We start from the raw sequence: 25,783 nt of genomic DNA, 5'->3' as shown, positions 1-25,783 counted from the left end.
TCGACGATGCGCTTAGTCGCGTACCGCACGAGAGTTTCCAATCCGTTATCCATGGCGTGGCCTTTGACGAAAATAATCCAGTGCGTTTTATCTTCTTTGCCAGTGCGCTGCCCGATGATCGGTTTCTCTGGCGTAAGCGCCAGAATCTGGCTAACCGGTATTTGGGTTTCGTTCCATTTGAAGATGAGCACGCCGTGTGGCCGCAATACCCTGAACGCTTCAGCGAACCCGGCACGCAAATCATCGCGCCACGTTTCTTTGTTCAATTTCCCGTACTTCTTACCCATCCAGGCGCTATCGCCAACACGCTCAAGGTGTGGCGGGTCGAACACAACGACCGGGAAAGAATCATTGGCGAACGGCAGCGAGCGGAAGTCGGCAATCAGATCAGGGCGAATAACTAGGCGGCGACCGTCACATAGTGTGTGTTCTTCGCTGCGAATGTCGGTGAACACAGCGCGCTCATCCTCCTTATCGAGCCAGAACATACGGGAGCCGCAGCACATATCGAGGATTGAAGGCGTGGCCAACGCTTCGATTTTATTGCTCATAGCGTGGTCTCCATTCTTCACAGCTAATATTTCGGCAGCCGTCGAAATCGTATGGGTTCAGTTGCCAGCTGATTTTTCCACAGCACGGGCAATTCCAGCGAACTTTCCCGGATGAACCCTTACGGCGTTTATAGCGCTTAATATGATCAGGGGTTTTCAGCCCTGCGCCCTGAATCATGCGACGTCGATCGAGAAGGTTGATGTTGAAGGTACGACGCTTAACCGCATCAGCGAGATGGAACGGAAGCCATACAATTTCAGCGCTATCAGTAGGCGATTCAAAAGTTGATGCCTTGCTGAAATCGGTAGTTGGTAACGAGCCATTACACAACCAGTAAAGGTCGTTGCCATCCCATTGACCTTTAACGAAGCCGACATATTTCACACAACCAGGTTCGATAGTAGTTTTACCTGGTACGTACTGATGGTCGACGTGGAGAACGGTGAGCGCATCAACATCATCAGCAGAAACCGGCAACTCAATCTCCCGGCCACTGTCCCATGCCGCTTGTGCTTCTTCACGTGTGTACGTATGGGCAAGGCCAACATTGGCGCTATAGCCGTTACCATTCACACAATGAAAAGACATGTTGGTGCCAACAGTTTCGCGGGTGCAGGCCAGATAAAAGCGATTTTTCATTTTCCAGCTTCCTTGCGCAGCCAGATGCACACAGCGCCATCTTCGGTGTCATGAATAGAGCCAACGAACCAGCCATCGCCTTTTATTCCTGATGGTTGCCACGCGGAAATGTCATATCCATCAACGCTCGGATCAATATCGTCTTCGTCACGATATTCCGTGCGCCATTCCAGGCCGTTCCGTACCATCCAAGAGTTAAATTCCTCGGAAGAAATAGACTCGCGGCCGTCGCAGAATTTTTCGTATTCTGGGTGAGTCCAGTAGCCGTATTGGTCGCGTTCAACTGGTACAGCTTCAAATTTTATGATCATTTGCCAGCCTCCTCGCGCAACTGCTGCGCCTTCCCATCAAACAGGAAATCAATATGGTCTACCGAATCTGCTGCCAACATGGATTTAGCGAGGTCTTTTGCTTCAAGCCATACCTGCGCCTGAATGTTTGCGAGCATGGTGCCTGTGGCTGGTAACGCCCCTGCATGCGAATGCCAAAGCTTATGCATGTCAGGCCCATCAAATGCGCCATCGGATTCATAGCCGCGCAACTCTTCTGCGAGGCAATCATTCATCGTTTTAATGGTCGAGCTCTCAACCGCCAGGTTAACCACCTGCTTGTTTAGCTCGTCGGCACGCACACGCTGAACTGCCAGTTCGTCAGCCAGCTCTTTCACCAGCTTTGCAGATTCAGCATCAAGCTCTTTCGCCAGCGCATAGCCAGCCGTGACTAATTCCTGAGTTTTGGTCTTCATGCGCGTGCTCCACTGCCGAAAATTTTATGTACCTGATAGCCCTGCCAGTTCTGGCGGCATTCTTCGCAGACGATATTGATTTCTGCCGTTTGAACTTCTGGCTGCTGAGCGCAGATTTTTGGTTTTGATACACGACGCGCCGCCCGGTAAGCAGCACAAATCACTCGTCGTTTTGCCATGCGCTCCTTGTGCATGTTCTCAACGTAACTTTCGTAATGGCTAAAACTCAGGAAGAAACCTTGCTTGCCCTGTTTTACCAGGTCTTTCCTCATGCAAGCCTCATCGAGGAAGTGTCTCACCGCCCAGCGCGTTTCATTAAGCAGCTCATTAACATCTTTGAATGTAATGCGGCTCTGGTTTGCCAGTATTTTGTGCACTACCCGAATGCGTTCACTGTAAAGCTGCTCAGGGGTAACGCAGTTTGGTGACAGCGAATAAACATAAAGTCGCATGCGTCCTGTGCGGGTCAGTGTTCCAGTGCGTAGCAGGCCACCAAGCAGATTGGAACATTTGCGCGGCTCCATGTTTATGGCTGCCGAAATCTCCGGAAGCGTGGACTCCCTCCCCTCAAGAAAACGAATTGCTGCCTGCACGGCGTTTGTTGTTTTCATCAGAACATCCTCTTTTGAGTCGGAGCTGCTGTCTCACGCTTTTGTGCTTCAGCCTCCTGGTCGCAATCGTAAATAACCCCGCAGCGCTGCTCGCAGAAAACAACGCCACTATTGCCGTGACGGTTTAGACGTAGCAGCAATTCGGTGCCCGCCTGGTTAGCCATCTCGTCATAGGCACCTTCCCGGTAAATACCGATCCAGTAATCGCAATCCTGCTCGATTTGCCCCGTATCACGTGAGTCACTTGGTAACGGACGCTTGTTGGTTCGTTTTTCCAGGTCACGGTTTAACTGAGTCAACAGCACCACCACACAATCCAGCTCTTTAGCGAGGTTCTTTAAACCCTTGGTGATGGCGCCAAACGCCAGGTCGTTACGCTCAGCTTTTTCGGCAGTCATAAGCGTCAGGTAATCCACCAGCACCATGCCCACCTTCCCGCGTAATCGCTTTATGCGCCGGGCCTCCGCCACAATGTGCGAAAGGGTTGGCCCTGCCGTATCATCGATGTAGAGATTATTCGTACTGATGAGCGCACCAAGAACACCCTGGACCTTGTTAAAGTCACCCTGCCAGTCGCCCGGATAACCAAAATCGGATTTCGTCATGTCGGGATAGAATACGTTTGGGTTTATGCGCGCCTTCTGGGCAATAATCTTTTCCAGAATTTGCTCGTCTGGCATTTCCAGGCTGAACATCAACGCCGGTTCGTCTTCAACGGTTGCGCAGTTGATAGCCATGCTCGAGTAGAGAGTGGTTTTCCCCATCTTCGGACGGGCACCAACAACAAAAAGTGATCCCCGAACCAGGCGTTTGACTCCCAGTAAGTCATCAAGAGAACCAATGCCTGTAGTCAGGCCGCGCACCTTCTCGCCGTTCATCCGCCCTTCTAACCCATCCGTCCAGCTTTCAGTCACCTCAATCAGTGGGCGCAGTCCGCGGCGGCTGCCGGTCTTTGCATGGTCAGTGATATCTGTAAACATGATCTGAATGGCTTCAAACTTTTGGGTCGTGGTCATCCCGTTGCGTGAGTACAGAAGCTCGGTGGCGCTTACCAGTTTTTCGATGCCATAACGCTCCATCGCCTTTTCACGAACGACTAACGCGTAATGCACTATGTTCGCGGAACTTGGCGTGTTCTTAGAGAGTTCAGCCAGATAAGCAAACCCACCAGCCTGATTAGCCACCGATTTTGCTTCAAGTGACTCTGTCAGAGTTATCAGGTCGATTGGTTTCTGGCTGGCTACCAGTTCACGCATTTCGCTAAAAATCACCTGGTGGGCGCGGCTGAAGAATGATTCAGGTTTGAGCATCGACATCGCCATCTGACTGCGCTCACTGCCAGCTTCAAGCATCAGGCCGCCTAACACGCTTTGCTCAGCTTCAAGGTTCTGTGGGATCAGGTTGAAATCATTCACAGTGAACCCTCCCGCGTTTTCATCAGCGTGTCGCTGCGCAACAGGTAATCGAAGTTAGCGCGCCAACCAGTGCCGTTGTCACCGAAGTAAAACGGCTTAGCCCTTTCACCAAAGGTGGCAAAGTAGTTTGTCACTGCGTCGATTGTTGGCTCTTTGAGTTCGCTCAACAGGCGCTTGATAGACCGGCGACGCTTTTCGTTCAGAGCCTCTGCCTGAGGAAGGCGGTCTCCCAGGGTGGAGTTGTATGCCGACATCACCGCCTGGTAGTCCAGTACTGGGGATTTTTTCTGAACCGGTTTAATTTCCGGTACAGCGCCCTCCCCCTGTGGGGGTAAGGGGGTATTATCTTTTATATTTAAAGTATTTCTTTTGTGTGCTCCCAAAGCGGGAACATCTTGTGTATCCGGTTTGGATACATTTTTTGTTCCCGACTTGGATACAAAGTTACCTATTTGGGAACACTCAGGAATTACCCACTCATCGATGTTCTTATTTGGTCCAATCTTCCCGGCTTCAGAGATGAGAACCTTCATAGAAATCAATTCGTTCTTCGCTATGTTTGCTTTTGAGCGGCTGATACGGGCTATCTCAGCTAACTGGCTGTCTGCAATGCGGTCCATTTTCTTCTTGAAGCCGTAAGTTTTACGGCAAACTGCATGCGCGACTTTGGCCTGATTGCGTGTCAGATTGGCACCGATAAGCTCCTCGTAAAGCCGCATAGCAATCATGATGAAACCATCATCCAGATCTGCCACCTGACGCTCCACGACCGCCAGTGTCGGTCTGATTGGTGTTACTGTTGCGAGGTTACTCATGCCCCTGCTCCTTGCGCTTCAGTTCTTCCAGAATGGCACGTAGCTTCTCTGCCACCGTTGGATGAACAAAATGCTCAAGACGGGCGCGAGTATTGTTTTTATGTACAGCTGTCTGGTAATGGCGCGGTTTTTTTGCCATTATTCCTCCTGCATTTACTGACGTATGTGCAACTGAAAGCCGTTGGTGTTCGCGCACCGCGGCTTTCGCCATTTTTGAACCTGTCATATAACTCCCAACATGCTCGTCACGATCTCCATCAATGGGCCTGTCAGTGCCGGGTCTACCCGAAACATCTCCACAATTCCCTCGCTCAGCTCTTTCAGCTTCTGATGAGTTGGCGCATCAAGCGCAACTGCCACCTTGGCTTCGCTGGTTTCTTTCTCCAGGCGTGCCAGGCGCATCATGATGTTGTCCGCAGGAACTAACCGGCCGCGAAACTCCAGCGGCAGAACTGCAAGAATTGATGGTGTGAGCTTCTGGATGTTCTCCCGGTATTTCTCAGAGTTGAATTTGTTGTCCAGGTACCGAAACAGCTTCTGGCGCCCACGGCTAATATCATCGGGAAAATCAATTCCCTCGCCGCCGCTGGCATTCCATTGCTCAATAATCAGTGCTGAAACAACGTCCTGATTGTCGATTGCAGCTGCCCAGGAACGGACAGCGTCGCGGATCACTTCATGCTCATCATGCTGCTTTGGCTGATAGCGATTTATCATTGGCACGAGGTTCAGCTTGCTATCATCTTGAAACGTTAGTGTTTGCATGGTTATGCCTCCTGCTGCGGTAAACCATCGGTTGGGTTTGGGTAGATGTCGTTGCGAATTTCATGCGGAGTTATCTGCCAACACAATGCTTCGCAAAATGGAATAACTCGATGGGCTGGTACCTCACCGTTCAGCCAAAGACTTACAGCCTGAGGAGCTATCCCCATTTTCTTCGCGATCTCGGTCTGACTCATAATTGAGCAAACTTTTTCTTTTAAATTCGTGTCCATGGATTCCCCTTATGAGATACAAGCAAACATTACAAGACAAAATAAAATATTACAAGCAATTCTTGTATATCTCTTGCAATGCCTTCTACAAGGAGGCCTTGTAGAATGGAAGTCATGAAAACAGGACAACATCAGAATTTGTCATACAGAATCCAACTGCTTCGTGATGAGACAGGTTGGAATTTGTCAGAGATTGCCAGGCGCGCAATGGTGTCGCCACAGGCGGTGCAGCAGTGGGCAAAAGGTGATACTGCTCCTAGTGGTGAGAGGCTTAAACGACTTGCATCTGCTGCGGGGAAACCTGAGCACTGGTTCTTTATGGCTCCAAATGAAGTCGAGCCTTCCACGACGTATACAGTTTCAAAAGATAAACTGGATGATAAAGAGATAGCTTTGCTCGCTCTCTTCAATCAAATGCCGGAAGCTGAGAAAAATCGCCTTATCGTTCATGCTAAAACTACGCTTAAAGAGTTAGATCTGCTGAAGGATGACGTGAGTAGCATCATCAAGAACATTAGAAAATAAGTAAAATCCCTTCTTAAACAAGCGCGGCAACATTGCTGCGCATTGTCGCATCATTAATTACAAGTATTGCTTTAAATTGAACTTGCATAATACAATATTTGCTTGTAATGTTACTTCATCGACAACAAGCGCAGCGTTGTCAGGTTAAAGAAACGTTCCGCCAGCCTGGCGATAAGGGCAAAGGGGATTGAGATGTTCGATTTAATGCGTAAGCCAGTGAAGCAGCAGGCAGTCAGGCTGCCAGTAGTGATGGTGATAGTTCGCAAGGTTTGTTATGTGCTCGCCCAGAAAGGCGACCCTACAAAAACGAAGTCGCAGTAACGCAAAAACCCGCGCAAGGCGGGCTCTACGTCCAGCGGTACCGGCAAAGTGCGCTGGAAAACTAACTATCCAAAGTAACAACCCAATGGGCGCTATCAATGGCTCGGGGATTCTATAACCCAAAGGAGCGTAAACGCAATGATGTACGCATATCTGATTAAGGCGCGGCCTAAAGCGGGCAAGCCTAATTTGTTCACCTGGTTCGATTGCAAATCTGACTCTCGTGCCGATCGTGAAATCATGAACATCCTGGAAGATAACGATATCGAGACAGGCCGCGGCGCTGATTACATGCTGCCGGTTCGCACTAACGTGCCAGTGTTCGATGATTTACCAGAAGAATGCCAGCTGGATGAGGCATGGTGCGACCGCTATGAACTGTCTGAAGATGGTAAGACCTGGCAGAAGGTTGCCGCTGTAGTTGATGAAGTACCAGAAGCTCCAGTCGTTACAAATGCTGTTGTTCCGGAGAATCCAGCACCCGAGGAAACTTCGACGGAATCAGCTGCTACATCTGACAGCACTCAAATGGATAAAGACCTGGTTGTTGATGCTAATGACAATGACCTCACAGAATACCCAGTGGCGGAAATGGCATTCGGCAGAAGACTGCTTTCTCAGCTTATCAGTACCGTTACCGCTCATCATATTAAGCACGCACAGCGCGTTCAAATTATGGAGATGTCGCTAGATACCGATAACAGTTACGTCCAGAACCTTTTACTGGCAGCCAGACACGCGCCTGGAATTGAAGACCTCAGCACCGCGCAACTGTGGAAATACACTCATGCCATCAAGACTGTTTTCCCAATGGAAAAGCGTCACGAACTGGCCCGCGTCATTCAATTCACTAATTTATGGCTGACCACAGAACACATTGATCGCGGAATTCTGGTGCGTGAGTGGGCCGCCGGTAATTACATAACTTCAGTTCCCCGGACGCCATCAGGTGCGATTGCTGGCGGTTTGAATAATACCGACCGACTGACACCTCAAACCGCCCTCGGACTGGAGTATGAAATTGCACTGGGAATCTTAGCTCGTGCCAGGGAGTTTGATATTTATAACCCCCCGCTGGAAACCGACATTATGGCTAACAGCATAATGAATAAATATGAGAACGAAGAGTTTCTTGCGACTCGCGATATTTTCATTTCCATGCCTGGCGGTTTTGATTTCTCACGCGCCTGCAATGTCGCAACGGTTAAAACCACACCATTAGACCTGTGGAAAACACCGGCTAAACACCTTGAGTATCTGAATCGGGTCATGACCGAAACGGATCATGCTCACCCTGATCAGCTGCTTGTCGACATCGCATGCGGACGTTCCTCTTTACCAATGCCGATGGCTGTAGAAACAAATCAACCATCCGTCGAAGAAGTAAACAAACAACTGGCGGCAGCGCGAGGTGAGTTTGTAGAGGGAATCAGTGACCCGAGTGATCCGCAGTGGGTACACGAAGACCTTAGCAAATCCACCTCAAACGAAGTTGAAAAAGAAGCAATTCAGCCAGCGGAGAACACCAGCGATGAGCAGATGGAAGCGACTGACAGTAACGAAATCGCGGGTAGTGCTGAGGTTTCAGCAGGCGAAGGTACTGATGCAAATGATCCGCAAGCAGCTGCCGTAGAAGTACCGGAATTAACTGAAGCAGAAGAAGAAAGTTCAGCTCAGCAAATCCAGAACCTCACGCAGCGCATTGAACGCCTTGAATCAGCACTTGCAGCACTGGGTTCTGTATTCACTACTGCGGAGGTGGCCTGATGAGCCGTTACTGCTCGCAATGCCTGGTACTGCGTGAAGATGAAGACCTGGTTAAACGCCCAGTCCGCTTTTATACAGGCATCCGTAACCTGGTGTTTTGTTCCGACAAGAAATGCGCAGACAGCTATTTCGCATCGCATCCGCAGCGCTCACATAGCCGCCGGAGGATGGCATGAACCAGGATATCCGTCGCCAGCAGGCTATGACGCTCATCGCGATGTTGTGCCTGACTTACCACTTAACGCCAGCTGACCTCGAAGAAATCGCCCACCAGCTCGCGCACTTTGATGCTGTATGTGATTACAGAACTCAGGGAGTAAATAATGTTGCGAATCATTGATACCGAAACCACTGGACTAGAAGGTGGGCCAGAAACCGTAGTTGAAATAGCCAGCGTCGATATTGTCGACGGTGTGATCTGCAATCCGATGAGCGACTTCGTTAAGCCACTGGAGCCGATTGGCTTTGAAGCAATGGCCATTCACCACATTACCGAAGATATGGTGGAAGGTGCCCCGCTTCTCGGTGAAGTGATTGGCCGTTACCTGGGTGCAGAGGTCTACGTTGCACATAACGCGAAGTTTGACCGCTCAAAGCTCCCGCAAATCGATGCGCCATGGATTTGCACAGCGAAACTGGCCCGCGCCCTTCTCCCTGAACACAAGAGTCACAGCAATCAGTACCTGCGTTATAGCCTGGGCCTGAAACCTGAGTTACCTGAAGGTTTGTATGCTCACCGCGCGCTGTATGACTGCTACGTCACGGCTGAGCTGCTGATTTACATGGGCCGCCTGGCTAAGTGGACCATTCGCGAGATGCGCGAGATTTCCAGTAACCCGTCGCTGATTAATGCGATTCGCTTCGGCAAGCATAAAGGTCTGACGTTCGCAGAAATTGCAAAGATCGACCCCGGATACCTGCGCTGGTTAGTCGGTAACAATGAAGATGAAGACATTCTGTTTACTGCCAGGCACTGGCTGAACGGGGGTATCTGATGGGAACTCCAGTACTGATCCTCGGTGATTCTGGCGCGGGCAAGTCATACGGCCTTCGTAACTTCAAGCCAGAAGATGTAGTGCTTCTGCAATGCATTCCGAAAATGCTGCCGTTTAAATCAACCGGCTGGAAGCTTAACGGCAAGGAGCTGCCAGACGGCAGTATCCAGCGCGGCAACGTCCTGCGCTCGGACGACTGGGAAACAGTGCTGGATACCATTAACCGCATGGTCCTTTCCAAAACCCGGCGCGTGCTGATTATCGATGATTTTCAGGTGGTGATGCAGCACGAAAACATGAAGCGCGCATACCAGACCGGTTACGGCAAGTTCACCGAAATGGCGGACCACATCTGGCAAATCATCATGGCGGCCACTCATTTGCCTGACGACTTCCGGATTTACTTTCTGGCTCACACCGAAGAAGCCGAAGGAAAGATCCGGATGAAAACCACCGGGAAAATGCTGAACGAAAAGCTTACGCCGGAAGGGTATTTCTCAATCGTTCTGCGCGCCATCAAGAAGGATGGGAAGCACGTATTCCTGATTAAAGGCGATGACAACGACACCGCCAAAGCGCCGCCAGACCTGTTTCCCGACCAGACGGAAATGGAAAACGACCTCAAAGCGGTCGACGTGGCAATCACTGAATTCATGACAGATTTATAACTTTTAAGGATTTTAAGATGAACTCACCAATGACTTTTAACTGGAACGCAGAATCAGCTGAGCTTGCGAAGAAGGCTGGCGCATCGAATGGCATTAATGAAACAGGCGCTTATGAAGGCGTGATTACTTCAGCGGTCTACACGTTCGGCAAAGATGGCAGCCAGTCACAAGCGCTGGAACTTAACTTCGAAAGTAATGGCGCAAAAGCCAATTACATCCGCATTAACTATCAGGGCAAGGAAGGCCAGCAAACCTTCGGGATGGGATTGGTCTCCGCGATTATGTGGGCTGCAAAAATTAAGCAGGCACAACCTCAGCAGGTTCAAACGCTAGAGGGAACCGAGTGGCAATGCCCTGCGTTGGTAGGCACGAAAGTTGGCCTGTTCCTGCAAAAGGTTCTGCGCACCAAAGATGATGGCTCTGATACCTACCGCTTCGAGCTGCGTCATGTATTCCAGGTCGGTACGCGCAAGACTTATGCCGAGCACAGCGAAAACGCTCCAGCAGAAGCTATTGCCGCACTTGAAGCATCTATGAAAGACAAGGATGAGCGCACGAACAATGGCGGTCAGCAATTCTCTGGGAACCGCAGTGGTACGCACGGAGCTAATCCATATGCTCAGAACGGTGGAGTGCAACAGTCACGTCTACAGCAAGCCGCCCACCAGCATAACGTACAAACCCAGGCTCCACAGTTCGACGATGACATTCCCTTTTAGAGTTGACCATTGCCGGGAGGTTATCCCTCCCGCTCAAGGAGTAAGTAATGGACATCATTGATAACGCGAGCGAACTAGAAGAACTGCATCGTACCGCGGCACTGAGCCGTGCCAGATTGAATGTGCATGCCATATCAGCGACTCATTGCCAGACATGCGGTGATGAGCTTCCAGAAGCACGCCGCAAAGCAATTCCGGGCTGCCAGCTCTGCGCGAGCTGCAAGGGCGCTGAAGAGTTGCGCGAGAAGATGCGCCAATAACTCGATCAGGTACAGCCGAAAACCGTTTGATTTCGATATATCAATTAATCACGGTCTGCTTTCATATAATGAGTAGGGCAGACCGTTGGAGAGCAATCATGCCAAAACTTCTCAATTTGCAGGAATGGGCCAATACGATTTACTCCACTCCCCCGTCGCTTTCAACCTTGCGCCGCTGGGTTCGTGAGGGTCGCATTTATCCTGCACCTGAACTCCACGGTAAAGAGTACAAATTAATGCCGGACTCAATTTACGTTGACCCGCGCAAAAAGAACCTTCGCTTAAAACCTAAGCATCGGAAAATACCTGCGACCGGAACACTACTTGAGAGACTGAGACATGACGAAAAGGCCAGTACGTTACGACGCTAATCTGCCGCGTAATCTGACCTTTCGCAAAACAAAGCAAATCTACTCCTGGCGCAATCCGATCACTGGACAAGAAATTTCTCTTGGTAAGATTGCGCGCAAGGATGCTGTAGCCCAGGCCATAGAAGCAAATAACTATCTCGACCAGAACTACCTGCCATCCAGTCTTTTAGAACGAATTATGGAAACACCTGATTTTACAGTCTCAAAATGGCTGGAGCGGTACTCTGTTATCCTGGAGCGAAGGGAACTAAAACCGAACACTATGAAGGTTCGTCGAAACCAGTTGGCAACCCTTGAAGATGAATTTGGAAACATGCCACTGAATGCGATCACTACTCGCGATATTGCGACCTTCCTGGAAGGATATATCGAGTGTGATAAGAAAAGCATGGCCGTTGCGTTGCGCTCGGTTCTATCTGATATCTTCAGAGAGGCAATAGTAGAGGGGCATATTAGTTTAAACCCAGTGGAACCGACCAGGGCACCGACGCCAAAAGTTAAACGCGAGCGTCTGATCCTTGAACAGTACCAATTGCTGCATTCTACTGCAGAAAATTTTGGAGAATGGGTGCAGCGCGCATTTGAGCTTGCACTTGTAACGGGTCAGCGGCGCGAAGACATCTCCCTGTTTCGTTTCAGTGATGTGCGCGATGATCGCCTCTTTATCGAGCAGCAAAAGACAGGACACAAATTAGCCCTACCACTGGATTTGAAACTTAATTCTGCCGGGCTAGTTCTGGGGGATGTTATAGATAATTGCAGGAAGAATAACCCTTCTGACTTTATGCTTTATTCAGCTGTTCGTCGAGGCGGTAGGAAACCTGGTCCGCTGACACCTGATGGATTAACACAAGCATTTGCAGAAGTTCGTAATGCCAGTGGAATAAGTTTCGGGGCAAACCCTCCGGCGTTCCATGAAATGCGAAGCCTGGCGAGTCGTGAGTATGAAAAGGAATATAGCGAGGATTTTGCACAGCGATTGTTAGGACACAAAAATTTAACAATGACTAAAAAATACCTTGATTCGCGCGGGGCTGAGTATGTTATGGTTTAGACTGAATATTGAGTTTTCGGGAAAATTTCGGGATATTTCGGGACTGACCACAAAAAACCTTTATAAATCATATAGATAAAAAAAGACCGAATACGATTCCTATATTCGGTCCAGGGAAATGGCTCTTGGGAGAGAGCCGTGCGCTAAAAGTTGGCATTAATGCAGGCAGACTTCGCCTTGCCTTCTAAGAATAGATTACCGGCGCAGCTTTTCCAGTCCGGCGCAAAAGTGTTCGGAAAAAAACTGTGTTACAGGTGACGTTTTAGATTAAAACCGCAATAACCGGGTTCCGGATATTGCGGTTTTTTATTATAGATGAAGATGTTAGGCAGGCTTAGTTACACAATTTTTCGGCGCGTTCAATAAATGGTGCAAGACTCTTTTTTTGCCCTGGTTGTTTAGGGTCGTCAATTTGAATCACTGAAATCGGCTGCCCGGTGGTTTTACCACTGGTAACTTGCTGTTGTGCAATGTCATTTAGCGGGTATTGCATTAATGTGCTTGGGTTGATTGCAAACAAGGCATGCCCCGGACGGCAACTGAGCATCACCTCTTCACGGTTAAACGCCCAGTTATCTTTACCCATTTCAAAACGGCTAACGGTTATAATTTGTGGTGCTGCAAAAGCACTGCTGGTGCAAGCCAGCAGCAGCATCGTCAAAATACTTTTTTTCATGATTCTCTCTTGAGCTAATAACGCCATCAGTACGGTTCCCAGGTTGCGAAAATACTAACCGCAAGGATCACCGCCACGGATAAAATGACTTCCAGCCAGGTTAATTGAATAAACTGTTTTGTTGCCGCATGAGCGCGATTAAAGCGCGGCACCAAAAAATAGCGGTTATATAGCGCGATGATAACCATCACGGCAACAAAGACAACTTTCATCAGCAAGAAGCGCACGTAGTCGCTATCCAGTGGCAACGACCAACCTAAAATCATCAGACTGTTGACGACGCCACTGAGCAATACCGCTGCGACCGCTAAATGCCCGTAACGAGAAAAACGCATCATTGCGGTGATCGCCGCACCTCGCCAGCGCGGTTTTTTCGCCATACGCATACACATCAGCAGCGGCAGTAAACCACCAGCCCACCAGCCCGCGCTCAGTAAATGCACAGCATGATTCAGGCGTTGCAGGCCACCGAGGAAACCTTCACGCATCGCCGCATGGCCGACGCCCGCCAGTAAAATAAGTTGCGCTGCCGCCAGAATAAGTAACATGGCCTGCAAGGTGCGCGGTTTAATTAACAGCACAGCAACCGCCACCACGCCGAGCAGGATTTGCCATAGCCAGACAGAGCCAAAGCGCGTGCCCAAAACCGCCAGCCAGACTTGCGGATTAATCGCATCTCGCCAACCGCTTCCCATCATCCCCGCCTGCGCACATAGCAGCATCATTGCACTCAGCATTGTCATCCATACAGCGGATTGCCACAGCCATTTCAGCCTGCGGATGAGAACCGGCTTGAATGCCTGAGGGGCCAGTAATGAGCATGAGATGGTACTGCCCAGCAGTACCATTAAGGCGGTGAAATGAATGAATCGCAGCGCGATATAAAGAGAGGGCAACATCCGGTTTATTTCACCGAGAAGTGGTAATTCCCTTTTGTCTTATGTCCATCGACCGATACGACATGCCAGTCGACCTGATAGTCACCCGGCTTCAGCGCTTCTTCAACAGGAACAATCAGTTGCTTCTCATCTTTTTCATTGCGCTTCGCAGTGCCCGTTTTTACCGCAGCTTGCTGTGGCCCGGTCAACGTGAGTCCGCTAAAATTCGCCTCAACACCTTCAGAGAAATTGAGGGTAATCGCCTGTGGCGAAGCCGTTACCACAGCATCTGCCGCAGGATATTGATGTTTTAAATGCGCGTGCGCCAAGGCAGAGCCGGAAGCGGTGAGTGCGGTAAACAATGTAGCGATGGTTAAGAGACGAGTTCGAGTGAAAGCCATATCAACTATTCCTTTTTATTATTCGAGACGGCAAAAGGATAACCTTGAGTGCTGGCTAAGTCGAGATGAGAACAGCTATCAATGATTGAATATTGCCGTAAAGGGTTGTCATCCACGGCAGCAACCAGTACCTTTGCGGCACAAAACAGGAGGCCGATATGAACCACAATCTTGCTGAATTACCCCAGGACGAAATGGATAAGATCAATGTTGATCTTGCTGCTGCAGGCGTTGCATTTAAAGAGCGCTATAACATGCCAGTTATTGCCGAAGTTGTTGAGCGCGAACAGCCTGCACATTTGCGAGATTGGTTCCGGGAACGTTTGATTGCGCACCGTCTGGCGTCCGTTAATCTGTCACGACTTCCATACGAACCTAAAGTGAAATAAAAATCCGCTGCCTTAAACTTCCTGACAAAAATGGTGTTAAGATTTTTCTCGGTAAAAGACTGAGAAACACAGGAATTACCTGTTTAGGCCATAGGATGATGGCCGTTGGGTAGATTGATTAAGGAAGAACGTATGCCTGTCTGGAATGTTGCAGCGGCGCAGTATGGCGCCACCCTCGATGACCTCGACTCGAATATTTCACATCATTTAGAATTTATCCGGTGTGCTGTACGCGAACAAATTGACCTTCTGATTTTCCCCGAGCTTTCTCTCACCGGATTCAATATAGAAAATCACCACGCTTGCTCCCTTCCCTTTACTGACGAGCGCCTCAACCCCTTGCAAAATGCAGCCGTAGAACACCAAATGACCATCGTGGTGGGTTTACCTTTGCGGTGCGAAAATGGCGTTACGCCTGGTTCGGTTGGCTTTTTGCCCGATGGTTCCCGCGTTGCATGTTGTAAACCTACCAGCAACGATATGGACCTTCCCGGACAACACACACCCTTAGTCGGCTTACATAACCGTAGTGTGGCGATGGGCTTTAGCACCGGCAGTGATGAAGAAACCTGGCCGCGCAGTGCGGCTGAAATGGGGGCGAGTCTTTATGCCACCGGGAAATTCATTAACGAAATCAGCTACCAACAAGACGAAATGTATTTGCAGCGTTGGGCGCATAAGTACAATTTGCCGGTATTACTAGCCAATCATGCCTGGTCGGATGGGAAATATCGTTCAGCCGGGCGTAGCGCATGTTGGGACGATCGCGGCGAATTAGTGGTTCGTGCCGACCATGGTGAATTGTTAGCTGTCGGTCGTCGTGACGCAAAAGGTTGGCATGGAGAAATCATTCCATTACGCTAGCGTATTAATGAAATCAGCAAAGATGTGATGGAGTCAGTATGCTGCGCATTATTGATACGGAAACCTGTGGCTTGCAGGGCGGCGTGGTAGAAGTAGCATCCGTCGATATCGTCAACGGCGAGATAGTGAATCCGATGAGCGATCTGGTGCGTCCGGATCGCCCGATCAGCCATCAGGCCATGGCAATCCATAGAATTACTGAAGAAATGGTGGCGGATAAACCGTGGATTGAAGATGTGATCCCCCGTTACTACGGCAGCCCCTATTACGTTGCGCATAACGCCAGTTTCGACCAGCGAATGTTGCCTGAATTGCCCAATAGCGAGTGGATTTGTACTGTGAAACTCGCGCGCCGTTTATGGCCGGGAATTAAATACAGCAACATGGGTTTATACAAATCACTCAAACTTGAAGTGGAAACCCCGGCCGGACTTTATCATCACCGGGCACTGTTTGATTGCTATATAACCGCCGCGTTGCTGCTGCGGATTATGGATGAATCCGGCTGGGAGCCTGAGCAAATGGTGACGATTACGGGCCGCCCGGCATTGGTTTCCACCATGGCGTTTGGCAAGTATCGTGGCAAGCCGATTTCAGAAATCGCCGAGCAAGACCCGGGCTATTTACGCTGGATGTTAAATAACATCAAGGAATTAGCCCCGGACCTCAGAATGACGCTCAAACATTATCTCGAAAACTAAACACCGTTACCCTGGCAGCGTCCCCTGCGCCAGGGCAATCAGGAACGCATACTCCAACGCAACACCTTCATAAGATTTAAATCGCCCCGATTTCCCGCCATGCCCCGAGTCCATATCGGTACATAACAACAGCAAATTATCATCGGTGCGCATTTCGCGCAGCTTTGCCACCCACTTTGCAGGCTCCCAATATTGCACTTGCGAATCATGCAGGCCGGTGGTGACTAACATATGCGGATAGGCTTGAGCGGTGATTTGATCGTATGGGCTGTATTGTTTGATGTAGTGATAATATTCCGCATCCTGAGGATTCCCCCACTCTTCAAACTCCCCGGTAGTCAAAGGAATCGACTCGTCCAACATGGTGGTGAGCACATCAACAAATGGCACCTGCGCCACAACGCCATGGAACAACTCAGGGCGCATATTGATTGCCGCGCCGACTAACAGGCCACCTGCGCTTCCTCCCATCGAATAGAGCAAGTTTTCATCGCCATATCCCAACTTCAATAACGCATCGCAGACGTCGAGATAATCGTTAAAGGTGTTCATTTTTTTCAGGTACTTGCCATCTTCGTACCACTGTTGACCCAGTTCACCGCCACCACGCACATGGGCGATCGCAAACACAAAGCCGCGATCTAACAGGCTCAGACGACTGCTACTGAAATCAGCGTCCATACTGCTGCCGTATGAACCATAGCCGTAAACCAGCAACGGGTTTTTACCGCGCTGGAAATGTTCGCGATGGTAAACCAGGGAGACCGGCACCTGCACGCCATCACGCACCGTTACCCACAAATGTTCGCTTTTGTAACGGCTGGACTCAAACCCGGCGACGTCGGTCTGTTTTATTACCCGCCGTTCGCCCGTATCCATATCGAGTTCAAACAGGGTATCAGGCGTTGTCATCGACGAATAACCGTAGCGTAGCCGTGAAGATTCCGGCTCGGGATTATGCCCAAGCCAGGTCACGTAAGCTGGATCGTCAAAAGCAATACCGGTTACTTCACGCGTTTTGCGATTGATTTGCCGCAGGCTGGTCAGCCCTTGTTGGCGCTCCTCAACCACCAGCCAGTCGGTAAATAATGTGAACCCTTCCAGCATGACGTTTTCACGCGGGGGGATCAGAACTTCCCACTGGCTTTCATCACGCACTTTACTGCGATACAAACCAAAGTTTTTACCCTCACGATTGGAGCGCAAATAGAAGTTATGTTGGAAGTGATCAAGCGTGTACTCATGATCTTTACGGCGCGGGGCAAAACTTAGAGGCAGTGCATCCACCAGTTCGGCATCCAACAGCAGCACTTCACTGGTCGTGGCGCTTCCCAGGTAAATGAGGATGAAATGCTTCGAGGTGGTTTTGTGAACGCTGACATAAAACATCTCGTCTTTTTCTTCGTAGACCAATTGATCCTCAGAAGACGGATGCCCAACGGTGTGCCGCCAGACCTGATACGGCAACAGCGTTTTGGGATGTTTGCGCACGTAGTAAAGCGTTGCGGAGTCATTAGCCCAGACAAAGCTGCTGGAGACGTTTTCCAGCACCTCCGGGTACCAGTTCCCGGTTTCAAGATTGCGGAAACGCAATCCGTACTGGCGGCGGGACAGGAAATCTTCCGCCAGCGCCATCACCGTATTGTCAGGTGTAATGCTCATTCCACCCATGGTGTAAAATTCACTGTGGGCGGCGCGGCGATTGCCATCAACCAGCGTACTCCACTCATCCCACTCGGCAGAAACCGCAGACTGGCGCTGATAAATGGCGTATTCATTGCCGGTTTCAAAAATCTGACGATAGCGATAGCCATTTTGCGTATAGGGTGCGGAGACATCTCGCTGCGGGATACGGTCAATCATCTCTTTGAGCAGGCGTTCCTGTAATGCCTGTTGGGTGCTCATCACCTGATGACCGTAATCATTTTCCTGATGAAGATAATCAAGTACCTGCGCATCAGCGCGCTCGTCGTCGCGCAACCAGTAATAGTTATCGATGCGGGTATCACCATGCATGGACAGGGTGTGCGGAATTTTTTTTGCTTTTGGTGGCATGTCATTTTTCTTTTTGAGTTAACACCCTGTAAGGGTGGCAAATTCAGACAGCCTTGCAAGCGTAACGTGGGATTTTGCGGAAAATGCCGGGATTATCCCGGCAGGTTGAGTTTCTGTTGCTTAATATCTTGTTCGATACCTTCGCGTACATCTTGCGGGATTTTTAACGCATCGCCTAAAGCATTCAGATAACTGCGCTCCATAAAGTGGTCGATGTCGATTGCCGCGCAGCTAAGGAAGTAAAGTTCTAATGCTTCTTCTTCGTTATTAACGCCTTGCACCAGCCGCTGAGGATCAAGCGGTTGATCGATAGCCTGTTGAATCAGGTTGCGGCCCTGGCCTTCAATGCCTGCATCACGCAGTTGCTGATCGATAATCTGACGTTCTTTATCGTCTATGTGCCCGTCACTTTTAGCGGCAAAAACCAGCGCCATGACCAGGCGCTGCGTGCGCACATCAACCGGAGATTGTTGCTGCCCGAATTGTGGTTCACCCTGATGGGCTTCACGAACGCGGTCTTTGTATTTATTCCACAACACGCTTCCGGCAACCGCACCACCACCTGCCAGTAAGGCGCTGGTGCCGTATTTAGTCAGTAATTTACGCGATGATTTGCTTGCCAGTAATAAACCCGCCAAACCACCCAGAGCGCCCGGTACCAGTAATTTACTTAGCCCCTGCGAGCCATTTCCCTGAGGATGACCAGAGGATTGATTCTGGCCTGTATGATTTTGTACGGATTGTGTAGCTTGCCCCAGCATTGACTGAAGCTGCTGTAACCAGTTGCTCATAAGAGACACCCTTTATTAGGAACTTAACATCTGAGGTTAAGCGAAAGGCTGTCAAGAAGTGTCTGATAAGGCTAAAGATGAGAAAAGAACCGCGCCGGTAGCCCGACGCGTGCCAACTCAGGCTGCCCTGGTGCGCTTGCGAGGATGTTCAGCCACCTTATCGTCAGGAGCAGCTTCCTCAGAAATTGCTTCGTCGTCAGATGTTTCGTCAGCCGCATCGGTCGTTTCAAGCTCTGGCAATTTGCCGCTTCTCAGCACTGTAGAGAGCACATCTTTATTTTCTGCCATCCACATCGCCAGCACATCACCTTGCCCTTCTTCAAGCGCAACCGGGCTATGTGTGAGCCATTCACCCAGAACTTCAGCAAGATCGAGCATTTTGTCATAGGCGTCTGCATCTTTTTTACTGGCAAAAGACATTTTTTCTTGCCCCTCTCGTACCACAACGTATTTGATTTCAACCGCCATTTTGCAGCTCCGTTTAACTGTTTATTTAAACAGTGTAATGATATTAACCCTGTATCGCAAGCGGGGAAAAAAACTGCGTACGCAAACGTTTTCGTTTATAATCCGCCGGTCTATTTTTCTCCGTTCGGGTATACAGATTATGTCAATGTTGGGAACAGCGCTTCGTCCTTCAGCTACTCGTGTGATGTTGTTAGGATCAGGTGAATTAGGAAAAGAAGTGGCGATTGAGTGTCAGCGTCTGGGGCTGGAAGTGATAGCCGTAGACCGCTACGCCGATGCGCCTGCGATGCATGTCGCGCACCGCAGCCATGTCATTAATATGCTGGATGGTGCAGAGCTTAAAAAGCTGGTCGCCAGTGAAATGCCTGATTACATCGTTCCCGAAATTGAAGCGATTGCCACCGATATGCTGGTTGAGCTTGAGCAGCAAGGCCAGCGTGTGGTGCCTTGCGCCAGAGCCACACAACTGACGATGAACCGCGAAGGTATTCGTCGCCTGGCCGCGGAGGATTTAACTCTTCCCACCTCCAGCTACCGTTTTGCCGATAGCGAAGCGGCGTTCTTACAAGCCGTCGAAGAAATCGGCCTGCCATGCATCGTTAAACCGGTAATGAGCTCTTCCGGCAAAGGGCAAAGTTTTATCCGCACAGCAGATCAGTTAGCCAAAGCCTGGGCCTACGCGCAAGAAGGCGGCCGAGCTGGCAAAGGAAAAGTGATTGTCGAAGGCGTGGTGAATTTTGATTTCGAAATCACTCTGTTGACCATCAGTGCTGTCGATGGGGTGCATTTCTGCGCCCCGGTCGGTCATCGTCAGGAAGATGGCGATTATCGCGAATCCTGGCAGCCACAAAAAATGAGCGACGTTGCTCTGGCTCGTGCTCAGGAAGTCGCTGAGAAAGTCGTGAAAGCGTTGGGTGGCTACGGGCTGTTTGGCGTTGAGTTGTTCGTGTGCGGTGATGAGGTTATTTTCAGCGAAGTCTCCCCTCGCCCACACGATACCGGCATGGTGACGCTGATTTCCCAGGACTTGTCAGAATTTGCCTTGCATGTCCGCGCATTTCTCGGCTTGCCGATTGGTGACATTCGCCAGTATGGCCCGGCGGCATCAGCGGTCATTCTCCCGGAATTAACCAGTGACAACGTGCAGTACGGCAACGTCGGTGCAGCGGTAGGTGCGGGTTTGCAGGTACGCCTGTTTGGTAAACCGGAGATTAACGGCAAGCGTCGGATGGGTGTCGCTTTAGCGACCGGCTCGAGCGTAGAAGATGCGATTGCGCGCGCCATTGCCGCAACCAAAGCCGTAATCGTCAAAGGATAAAAAAAATCCCCGCTCAAATGAGCAGGGATTCAATAACACGAATCATTCGAGTCGTAGGAAGGCGGCAAGAGAAAGAATCCCCGGGAGCATAGATAACTATGTGACCGGGGTGAGTGAACGTAGCCAACGCATCTACGGCTCGAAGGATGACGTGTTATTTCGCGCCTTCGACTGCTTCACGGGCCAGAGTAGTTATGCGATCGTAATCGCCAGCTTCCAACGCGTCAGCCGGAACCAACCAAGAACCACCGATACACAGAACGCTTTTCAGCGCCAGGTAGTCACGGTAGTTAGCCGGTGTGATCCCGCCAGTTGGGCAGAAACGAACCTGAGAGAATGGACCTGCGATAGCTTGCAGTGCTTTGGTGCCGCCATTCGCTTCAGCCGGGAAGAATTTGAATTCTTTCAAGCCGTAGTCCAGGCCCAGCATCAGTTCAGAAACAGTGCTGATACCCGGGATCAATGGAATGGAACCTTCGGTGGCTGCTTTCAGCAATGGCTCAGTCAAGCCAGGGCTGATGGCGAACTGCGCGCCAGCTTCGGTCACTTCTGCCAGTTGCTCTGGGTTCAGAACGGTACCCGCACCAATAATCGCTTCTGGTACTTCTTTAGCGATAGCGCGAATTGCGTCCATTGCACATGGAGTACGCAGAGTCACTTCCAGAACGCGCACGCCGCCAGCAACTAATGCTTTAGCCATCGGTACTGCGTGTTCCAGTTTGTTAATTACGATAACCGGGACAACCGGTCCTGTTTTCAGGATCTGTTCCGCAGTAGTTTTCCAGTTTTTCATCTCAAGCCTCTTCAACCAACTTTATAATTCGTTTCCAGCGCAGCAAGTGCTACATCCGGTCCTTAAAATTTAATGCAGGTCGCGCCCTGTTCCGCGCCAGATAACTGTTCGCGTAACGCGCTAAATAGTTCACGGCCGGTACCAACACGATCCGCGCTGAGATCCGGGTGATATGCAGTGCGTTTTTCAAGCTCGGCATCATCGACCAGCAATGTCAGTTCACCCGTTTGACCGTTGACGCGAATCATATCGCCATCACGGACTTTTGCCAGCAGCCCACCATCATACGCTTCTGGGGTAACATGGATTGCAGAGGGCACCTTACCTGAAGCACCCGACAGCCGTCCATCAGTGACTAACGCTATTTTGAAACAGCGGTCCAATAATACCCCAAGTGGCGGCATAAGTTTATGTAATTCTGGCATGCCGTTCGCTTTTGGCCCTTGATGACGGACAACGACCACGCAATCACGGTCAAGTAGGCCTGCTTCGAAGGCGGGTAATACGTCATGCTGGCTTTCAAAAATCACCGCTGGCGCTTCGATAACCTGGTTTTCTACAGGTACAGCAGACGTTTTCATCACTGCCCTCCCCAGGTTGCCGCTAAGTACTTTTGTACCGCCGTGTTTTGAGAAAGGCTTGTCGAGGGTGGCGATAACATCAGTATCGAGCGCGGTTGTTGCGCCTTCACGCCAGGCCAGTTGGCCGTTATCCAGCCATGGCTCCATGGTGTAGTGATGCAGACCGAAGCCCGCGACAGTGTTCACGTCTTCGTGCAACAAACCGCCTTTGAGCAATTCGCGCATCAGCACTGGAACACCACCTGCGGCCTGGAAGTGGTTAATGTCAGCCGGGCCGTTTGGATACAACTTCGCCAGCAACGGCACCACATCTGAAAGGTCGGAGAAATCATCCCAGTTGATGATAATGCCCGCTGCACGCGCCATCGCCACCAGGTGCATGGTGTGGTTGGTTGAGCCGCCCGTCGCCAGCAACGCAACAATGCCGTTGACCACGACTTTTTCATCGATCAATTTGCCGATGGGCATCCACTCGTTGCCGTTTCCGGTCAGACGAGTAACCTGGCGTGCTGCTGCGGCGGTTAATTCATGGCGCAGGGGGGCATCCGGGTGAACAAATGAAGAACCAGGCAACTGCATCCCCATAAACTCAACCACCATCTGGTTGGTATTGGCGGTGCCATAAAATGTGCAGGTGCCAGGCGCGTGATAAGACGCCGCTTCTGATTCCAGCAATGCGAGGCGGTCAACTTTGCCTTCAGCATATAGCTGGCGAATACGCACTTTTTCTTTATTGGGTAAACCACTGGCCATCGGGCCTGATGGCACAAACACCGCAGGGAGATGGCCAAATGACAATGCCGCCATGGTTAAACCTGGGACGATTTTATCGCAAACGCCGAGGTACAACGCGCCATCGAACATATTATGAGACAGGCCGATTGCCGTGGACATCGCGATAATTTCGCGACTCAGCAGTGACAGCTCCATGCCATCCTGGCCTTGCGTCACGCCGTCGCACATGGCTGGAACCCCGCCTGCAACCTGCCCTACTGCACCAACAGAATGCAGCGCTTTACGAATTTGATCGGGATAGGATTCATACGGCTGATGCGCGGAAAGCATGTCGTTATAGGACGTGATGATCGCAATGTTGTTACGCAGCATACTTTTCAGCGCAGCTTTATCTTCTGGCTGACAGGCCGCAAAGCCGTGGGCTAAATTTCCGCAGGCAAGCTCTGAGCGATGTACGGTTTTACTCTTCGCTTTTTCAATTCTCGCCAGATAAGTTTCACGGGTCTCACGAGAGCGTTCAACGATGCGTTTTGTTACGCGTAACAAATTAGGATTCATAACAGGTCCTCAAAAAGTGGCTGCCGTCGCTGTGGGCAGGTGGTCGACATTACCGGCTCTGTTTTCTTCTCGTGAGGCGGCAATCCGTACCATCAGGGCAAAATCGCTTCAGCTAGTGTAAATAAAAAAGCCCTGCTGGTGAATCCAGTCAGGGCTTTTAAATTAAAAAATTTGCACCACTTTGGTGTTAGATCATGTTACCGGTAAAATATGAATCATTTGTTACGCAGTTTTTGCAAAATAACACCTATTCCATCCGCTAAATCATTCGAGTTGCAGGTAGGCGGCAAACGATCGAATCCCGATAAGCTTACATAAGTAAGTGATTACTCGGCCCACTTATGGGCCTCACCCCTTAGGGCCGCTGCAAGCAGCGTTCAAATCAGCTTTCAGCCGATTTGTCGGGTGAGAGAGCGCAGCCAACACCCCTGCAACTCTAAGGATGACGCGGATTTATTCGAACTCGTTCCACGAACGCCCATCACGGGTGATCATCGCCACTGAGGCAACTGGCCCCCAGGTACCGGCCTGGTACGGCTTCGGTGCATCGTTATCGGCAGCCCATGCTTCAGTAATGGAGTCGACCCATTTCCATGCCTCTTCTACTTCATCACGACGAACGAACAGTGCCTGAATCCCACGCATGGTTTCCAGCAACAGGCGCTCGTAAGCATCGGCCAGATGTGATTCGTTGAAGGTTTCGGAGTAGCTCAAATCAAGCTTAGTGGTTTGCAGGTTGTGCTTGTGCTCAAGTCCTGGAACCTTGTTAAGCACCTGAATATCCACGCCTTCATCCGGTTGCAGACGAATAGTGAGCTTATTCTGCGGCAGATCCTGCCAGGAATCTTTAAACAGGTTTAAAGATGGGCTTTTGAAATAGACCACGACTTCAGAACATTTGGTCGGCAGACGCTTACCGGTACGCAGGTAGAATGGCACGCCAGCCCAACGCCAGTTGTCGATATCTACGCGGATAGCGACAAAAGTTTCAGTGCTGCTGCTTTTGTTGGCCCCTTCTTCTTCCAGATAACCTGGGACTTTTTTACCTTGCGCAAAACCTGCGGAATATTGGCCGCGTACGGTTTTCTCACGCACATTACTGCGATCGATACGGCGCAAAGATTGCAGGACTTTTACTTTCTCATCACGAATGTGGTCAGCGGTAAGGTCTGATGGCGGAGACATGGCAATCATGCACAGAATTTGCAGCAGGTGGTTTTGAATCATGTCGCGCATCTGCCCGGCCTGATCAAAGTAACCCCAACGCCCTTCAATCCCAACTTCTTCGGCCACAGTGATTTCCACGTGATCGATAGTTTTGTTATCCCAGTTATTCGCAAACAAGGAGTTAGCAAAACGCAGCGCCAACAGGTTCAGAACCGTTTCTTTACCTAAGTAATGGTCGATACGATAAACCTGGCATTCCTCAAAATATTCACCAACCTGGTTGTTGATTTCCTGAGAAGTCGCCAGCGAGGTGCCAAGTGGTTTTTCCATCACGACACGCGCAGGTTTAGCATTCAGCTTTGCCTTGCCCAGACCTTTACAGATTGCGCCAAAGGTATTCGGTGGCATCGCAAAGTAGTTAATGGTGACGCGATTTTGCTGATCGAGCATCTTACCGAGTTTGGTAAAAGCGGCAGTATCGTTGACATCCAGATTGCAAAAATCCAGACGGCTGCTCAACTTGTCCCACAGGCTTTCATCGATCTTTTCCTTCATGAAGGTTTCAATCGCTTCGCGCACAACTTTGGTATAAGCCTCTTTATCCCACTCAGCGCGGCCCACACCCAGGATGCGTGTATCCGGGTGGATTTGCCCCGCTTTTTCTAGCTGATACAGGGATGGCAGCAGTTTCCGACGCGCAAGGTCGCCTTTTGCACCGAAAATCACCAGGTCACATGCCTGAGCTGTCTGCGTTACCGCCATGTCTATTCTCCTCGTTTCGGATGTCCCAGTTTCCCCCATCATACTTCAAGTTGCAGGCGTGTTGGCTGCAACTCGAATTATTCCGGGGGATGCACCGGCCCGTTTGTAATTTTATTACAGAACAATGTACTGCTTTTGGTGAAATCAGGTAAACCCTTGCCCATTATTTGATCGCATTCGTGGGCAACATTTGC

33 protein-coding genes and 1 pseudogene are annotated in these 25,783 nt (G+C 50.4%); 15 read left to right on the top strand and 19 right to left on the bottom strand.

The annotated features are described in order from the left end of the window. Window positions 1-59 precede the first annotated feature (59 nt). The 10 genes and pseudogenes from DY231_RS25385 to DY231_RS09715 form a co-directional block, all read right to left on the bottom strand. Window positions 60-551 (bottom strand): annotated as a pseudogene (locus DY231_RS25385) (class I SAM-dependent methyltransferase); the annotation flags it as partial. Further along, complete coding sequence (locus DY231_RS09755; protein WP_115628179.1) at window positions 541-1,191, bottom strand: hypothetical protein; 651 nt, start codon at window positions 1,189-1,191, stop codon at window positions 541-543. The pseudogene DY231_RS25385 and the gene DY231_RS09755, both read right to left, overlap by 11 nt. Further along, window positions 1,188-1,502, bottom strand: a complete 315-nt coding sequence (locus DY231_RS09750; protein ID WP_370511293.1) for a hypothetical protein — start codon at window positions 1,500-1,502, stop codon at window positions 1,188-1,190. The genes DY231_RS09755 and DY231_RS09750 overlap by 4 nt, the downstream gene beginning before the upstream one ends. Beyond that, window positions 1,499-1,936 (bottom strand): hypothetical protein, encoded by a 438-nt coding sequence (locus DY231_RS09745; protein ID WP_115628178.1) that lies wholly within the window; start codon window positions 1,934-1,936, stop codon window positions 1,499-1,501. Before DY231_RS09745 ends, DY231_RS09750 begins: the two co-directional genes overlap by 4 nt. After that, the gene (locus DY231_RS09740) at window positions 1,933-2,547 is read right to left on the bottom strand and encodes a hypothetical protein (RefSeq protein WP_115628177.1); all 615 of its coding nucleotides are present in this window, start codon (window positions 2,545-2,547) and stop codon (window positions 1,933-1,935) included. The genes DY231_RS09745 and DY231_RS09740 overlap by 4 nt, the downstream gene beginning before the upstream one ends. Continuing rightward, on the bottom strand, window positions 2,547-3,962 hold the full coding sequence (locus DY231_RS09735) for a DnaB-like helicase C-terminal domain-containing protein (RefSeq protein WP_115628176.1): 1,416 nt from the start codon (window positions 3,960-3,962) through the stop codon (window positions 2,547-2,549). The genes DY231_RS09740 and DY231_RS09735 overlap by 1 nt, the downstream gene beginning before the upstream one ends. After that, the gene (locus DY231_RS09730; RefSeq protein WP_115628175.1) at window positions 3,959-4,777 is read right to left on the bottom strand and encodes a replication protein; all 819 of its coding nucleotides are present in this window, start codon (window positions 4,775-4,777) and stop codon (window positions 3,959-3,961) included. Before DY231_RS09730 ends, DY231_RS09735 begins: the two co-directional genes overlap by 4 nt. Next, window positions 4,770-4,916: a hypothetical protein gene (locus tag DY231_RS25205; RefSeq protein WP_172588670.1), complete on the bottom strand. Its 147-nt coding sequence runs from the start codon at window positions 4,914-4,916 to the stop codon at window positions 4,770-4,772. Before DY231_RS25205 ends, DY231_RS09730 begins: the two co-directional genes overlap by 8 nt. Before the next feature lie 83 nt (window positions 4,917-4,999). Beyond that, window positions 5,000-5,542, bottom strand: coding sequence for a toxin YdaT domain-containing protein (locus DY231_RS09720; RefSeq protein ID WP_115628173.1), 543 nt, complete (start codon window positions 5,540-5,542; stop codon window positions 5,000-5,002). Window positions 5,543-5,544: 2 nt separating this feature from the next. Further along, window positions 5,545-5,772 (bottom strand): transcriptional regulator, encoded by a 228-nt coding sequence (locus tag DY231_RS09715; protein WP_115628172.1) that lies wholly within the window; start codon window positions 5,770-5,772, stop codon window positions 5,545-5,547. A gap of 105 nt (window positions 5,773-5,877) precedes the next feature. Here DY231_RS09715 and DY231_RS09710 point away from each other — a divergent pair, with 105 nt between their 5' ends. The 11 genes from DY231_RS09710 to DY231_RS09675 all read left to right on the top strand — a co-directional run bounded on the left by DY231_RS09710 (window position 5,878) and on the right by DY231_RS09675 (window position 12,452). Continuing rightward, window positions 5,878-6,297, top strand: a complete 420-nt coding sequence (locus DY231_RS09710) for a helix-turn-helix domain-containing protein (protein ID WP_115628171.1) — start codon at window positions 5,878-5,880, stop codon at window positions 6,295-6,297. A 192-nt stretch (window positions 6,298-6,489) separates the two neighbouring features. Further along, the gene (locus DY231_RS25380; RefSeq protein ID WP_256682655.1) at window positions 6,490-6,618 is read left to right on the top strand and encodes a hypothetical protein; all 129 of its coding nucleotides are present in this window, start codon (window positions 6,490-6,492) and stop codon (window positions 6,616-6,618) included. A 138-nt stretch (window positions 6,619-6,756) separates the two neighbouring features. Then, entirely contained in the window at window positions 6,757-8,385 is a 1,629-nt protein-coding gene (locus tag DY231_RS09705) for a RecE family exodeoxyribonuclease (RefSeq protein WP_115628170.1), read from the top strand. After that, complete coding sequence (locus DY231_RS25200) at window positions 8,385-8,561, top strand: hypothetical protein (protein ID WP_172588669.1); 177 nt, start codon at window positions 8,385-8,387, stop codon at window positions 8,559-8,561. Before DY231_RS09705 ends, DY231_RS25200 begins: the two co-directional genes overlap by 1 nt. Beyond that, the gene (locus DY231_RS25195) at window positions 8,558-8,725 is read left to right on the top strand and encodes a hypothetical protein (RefSeq protein WP_172588668.1); all 168 of its coding nucleotides are present in this window, start codon (window positions 8,558-8,560) and stop codon (window positions 8,723-8,725) included. The genes DY231_RS25200 and DY231_RS25195 overlap by 4 nt, the downstream gene beginning before the upstream one ends. Then, window positions 8,709-9,380 (top strand): exodeoxyribonuclease X, encoded by a 672-nt coding sequence (gene exoX, locus DY231_RS09700; protein WP_115628169.1) that lies wholly within the window; start codon window positions 8,709-8,711, stop codon window positions 9,378-9,380. Before DY231_RS25195 ends, exoX (DY231_RS09700) begins: the two co-directional genes overlap by 17 nt. Beyond that, window positions 9,380-10,048 carry a DEAD/DEAH box helicase family protein gene (locus tag DY231_RS09695; protein WP_172588667.1) on the top strand — a complete coding sequence of 223 codons (669 nt, stop codon included), beginning with the start codon at window positions 9,380-9,382 and terminating at the stop codon, window positions 10,046-10,048. The genes exoX (DY231_RS09700) and DY231_RS09695 overlap by 1 nt, the downstream gene beginning before the upstream one ends. Before the next feature lie 17 nt (window positions 10,049-10,065). Continuing rightward, a complete protein-coding gene (locus tag DY231_RS09690; RefSeq protein ID WP_115628167.1) occupies window positions 10,066-10,767 on the top strand; it encodes a hypothetical protein in 702 nt (233 codons plus the stop codon). Window positions 10,768-10,814: 47 nt separating this feature from the next. Then, window positions 10,815-11,027 (top strand): TraR/DksA family transcriptional regulator, encoded by a 213-nt coding sequence (locus tag DY231_RS09685; RefSeq protein WP_115628166.1) that lies wholly within the window; start codon window positions 10,815-10,817, stop codon window positions 11,025-11,027. Between the two features lie 68 nt (window positions 11,028-11,095). Beyond that, window positions 11,096-11,398, top strand: coding sequence for an excisionase (locus DY231_RS09680; protein WP_305954889.1), 303 nt, complete (start codon window positions 11,096-11,098; stop codon window positions 11,396-11,398). Further along, window positions 11,367-12,452, top strand: a complete 1,086-nt coding sequence (locus DY231_RS09675; protein ID WP_115628164.1) for a tyrosine-type recombinase/integrase — start codon at window positions 11,367-11,369, stop codon at window positions 12,450-12,452. Before DY231_RS09680 ends, DY231_RS09675 begins: the two co-directional genes overlap by 32 nt. A 334-nt stretch (window positions 12,453-12,786) precedes the next feature. Here the strand turns inward: DY231_RS09675 and DY231_RS09670 are convergent, their stop codons facing one another. The 3 genes from DY231_RS09670 to yobA are packed head-to-tail and all read right to left on the bottom strand — an operon-like array spanning window position 12,787 to window position 14,407. Then, entirely contained in the window at window positions 12,787-13,128 is a 342-nt protein-coding gene (locus DY231_RS09670; protein WP_115631814.1) for a YebY family protein, read from the bottom strand. A 26-nt stretch (window positions 13,129-13,154) separates the two neighbouring features. Further along, window positions 13,155-14,027: a copper homeostasis membrane protein CopD gene (copD, locus tag DY231_RS09665; RefSeq protein ID WP_115628163.1), complete on the bottom strand. Its 873-nt coding sequence runs from the start codon at window positions 14,025-14,027 to the stop codon at window positions 13,155-13,157. A gap of 5 nt (window positions 14,028-14,032) precedes the next feature. Then, complete coding sequence (gene yobA, locus DY231_RS09660) at window positions 14,033-14,407, bottom strand: CopC domain-containing protein YobA (RefSeq protein WP_115628162.1); 375 nt, start codon at window positions 14,405-14,407, stop codon at window positions 14,033-14,035. Between the two features lie 158 nt (window positions 14,408-14,565). Here yobA and DY231_RS09655 point away from each other — a divergent pair, with 158 nt between their 5' ends. From DY231_RS09655 to exoX (DY231_RS09645), 3 genes are all read left to right on the top strand, one after another. Then, entirely contained in the window at window positions 14,566-14,796 is a 231-nt protein-coding gene (locus DY231_RS09655; protein ID WP_034495983.1) for a DNA polymerase III subunit theta, read from the top strand. Window positions 14,797-14,928: 132 nt separating this feature from the next. Beyond that, window positions 14,929-15,660, top strand: a complete 732-nt coding sequence (locus tag DY231_RS09650) for a carbon-nitrogen hydrolase family protein (protein ID WP_115628161.1) — start codon at window positions 14,929-14,931, stop codon at window positions 15,658-15,660. Window positions 15,661-15,698: 38 nt separating this feature from the next. Further along, window positions 15,699-16,361, top strand: coding sequence for an exodeoxyribonuclease X (gene exoX, locus DY231_RS09645; protein WP_115628160.1), 663 nt, complete (start codon window positions 15,699-15,701; stop codon window positions 16,359-16,361). 6 nt (window positions 16,362-16,367) lie between these two features. Here exoX (DY231_RS09645) and ptrB read toward each other — a convergent pair whose 3' ends face one another. The 3 genes from ptrB to DY231_RS09630 form a co-directional block, all read right to left on the bottom strand. Beyond that, window positions 16,368-18,416, bottom strand: a complete 2,049-nt coding sequence (gene ptrB, locus DY231_RS09640) for an oligopeptidase B (protein ID WP_115628159.1) — start codon at window positions 18,414-18,416, stop codon at window positions 16,368-16,370. 92 nt (window positions 18,417-18,508) lie between these two features. Continuing rightward, complete coding sequence (locus tag DY231_RS09635; RefSeq protein ID WP_034495989.1) at window positions 18,509-19,207, bottom strand: tellurite resistance TerB family protein; 699 nt, start codon at window positions 19,205-19,207, stop codon at window positions 18,509-18,511. Window positions 19,208-19,324: 117 nt separating this feature from the next. Then, window positions 19,325-19,675 carry a YebG family protein gene (locus DY231_RS09630; RefSeq protein ID WP_115628158.1) on the bottom strand — a complete coding sequence of 117 codons (351 nt, stop codon included), beginning with the start codon at window positions 19,673-19,675 and terminating at the stop codon, window positions 19,325-19,327. Window positions 19,676-19,814: 139 nt separating this feature from the next. Between DY231_RS09630 and purT the strand changes: the two genes are divergently transcribed. Beyond that, window positions 19,815-20,993, top strand: coding sequence for a formate-dependent phosphoribosylglycinamide formyltransferase (gene purT, locus DY231_RS09625; protein WP_115628157.1), 1,179 nt, complete (start codon window positions 19,815-19,817; stop codon window positions 20,991-20,993). A 154-nt stretch (window positions 20,994-21,147) separates the two neighbouring features. Here purT and DY231_RS09620 read toward each other — a convergent pair whose 3' ends face one another. From DY231_RS09620 to zwf, 3 genes are all read right to left on the bottom strand, one after another. Next, a complete protein-coding gene (locus DY231_RS09620; RefSeq protein WP_034455128.1) occupies window positions 21,148-21,786 on the bottom strand; it encodes a bifunctional 4-hydroxy-2-oxoglutarate aldolase/2-dehydro-3-deoxy-phosphogluconate aldolase in 639 nt (212 codons plus the stop codon). A 62-nt stretch (window positions 21,787-21,848) separates the two neighbouring features. Then, window positions 21,849-23,660 (bottom strand): phosphogluconate dehydratase, encoded by a 1,812-nt coding sequence (gene edd / locus DY231_RS09615; RefSeq protein ID WP_115628156.1) that lies wholly within the window; start codon window positions 23,658-23,660, stop codon window positions 21,849-21,851. 453 nt (window positions 23,661-24,113) lie between these two features. Beyond that, window positions 24,114-25,589 (bottom strand): glucose-6-phosphate dehydrogenase, encoded by a 1,476-nt coding sequence (gene zwf, locus DY231_RS09610; RefSeq protein ID WP_034495997.1) that lies wholly within the window; start codon window positions 25,587-25,589, stop codon window positions 24,114-24,116. Between the last annotated feature and the right edge of the window lie 194 nt (window positions 25,590-25,783).

Source organism: Buttiauxella agrestis (assembly GCF_900446255.1).
Lineage (GTDB): Bacteria > Pseudomonadota > Gammaproteobacteria > Enterobacterales > Enterobacteriaceae > Buttiauxella > Buttiauxella agrestis.
This window is presented reverse-complemented; position numbering and strand designations above follow the sequence as displayed.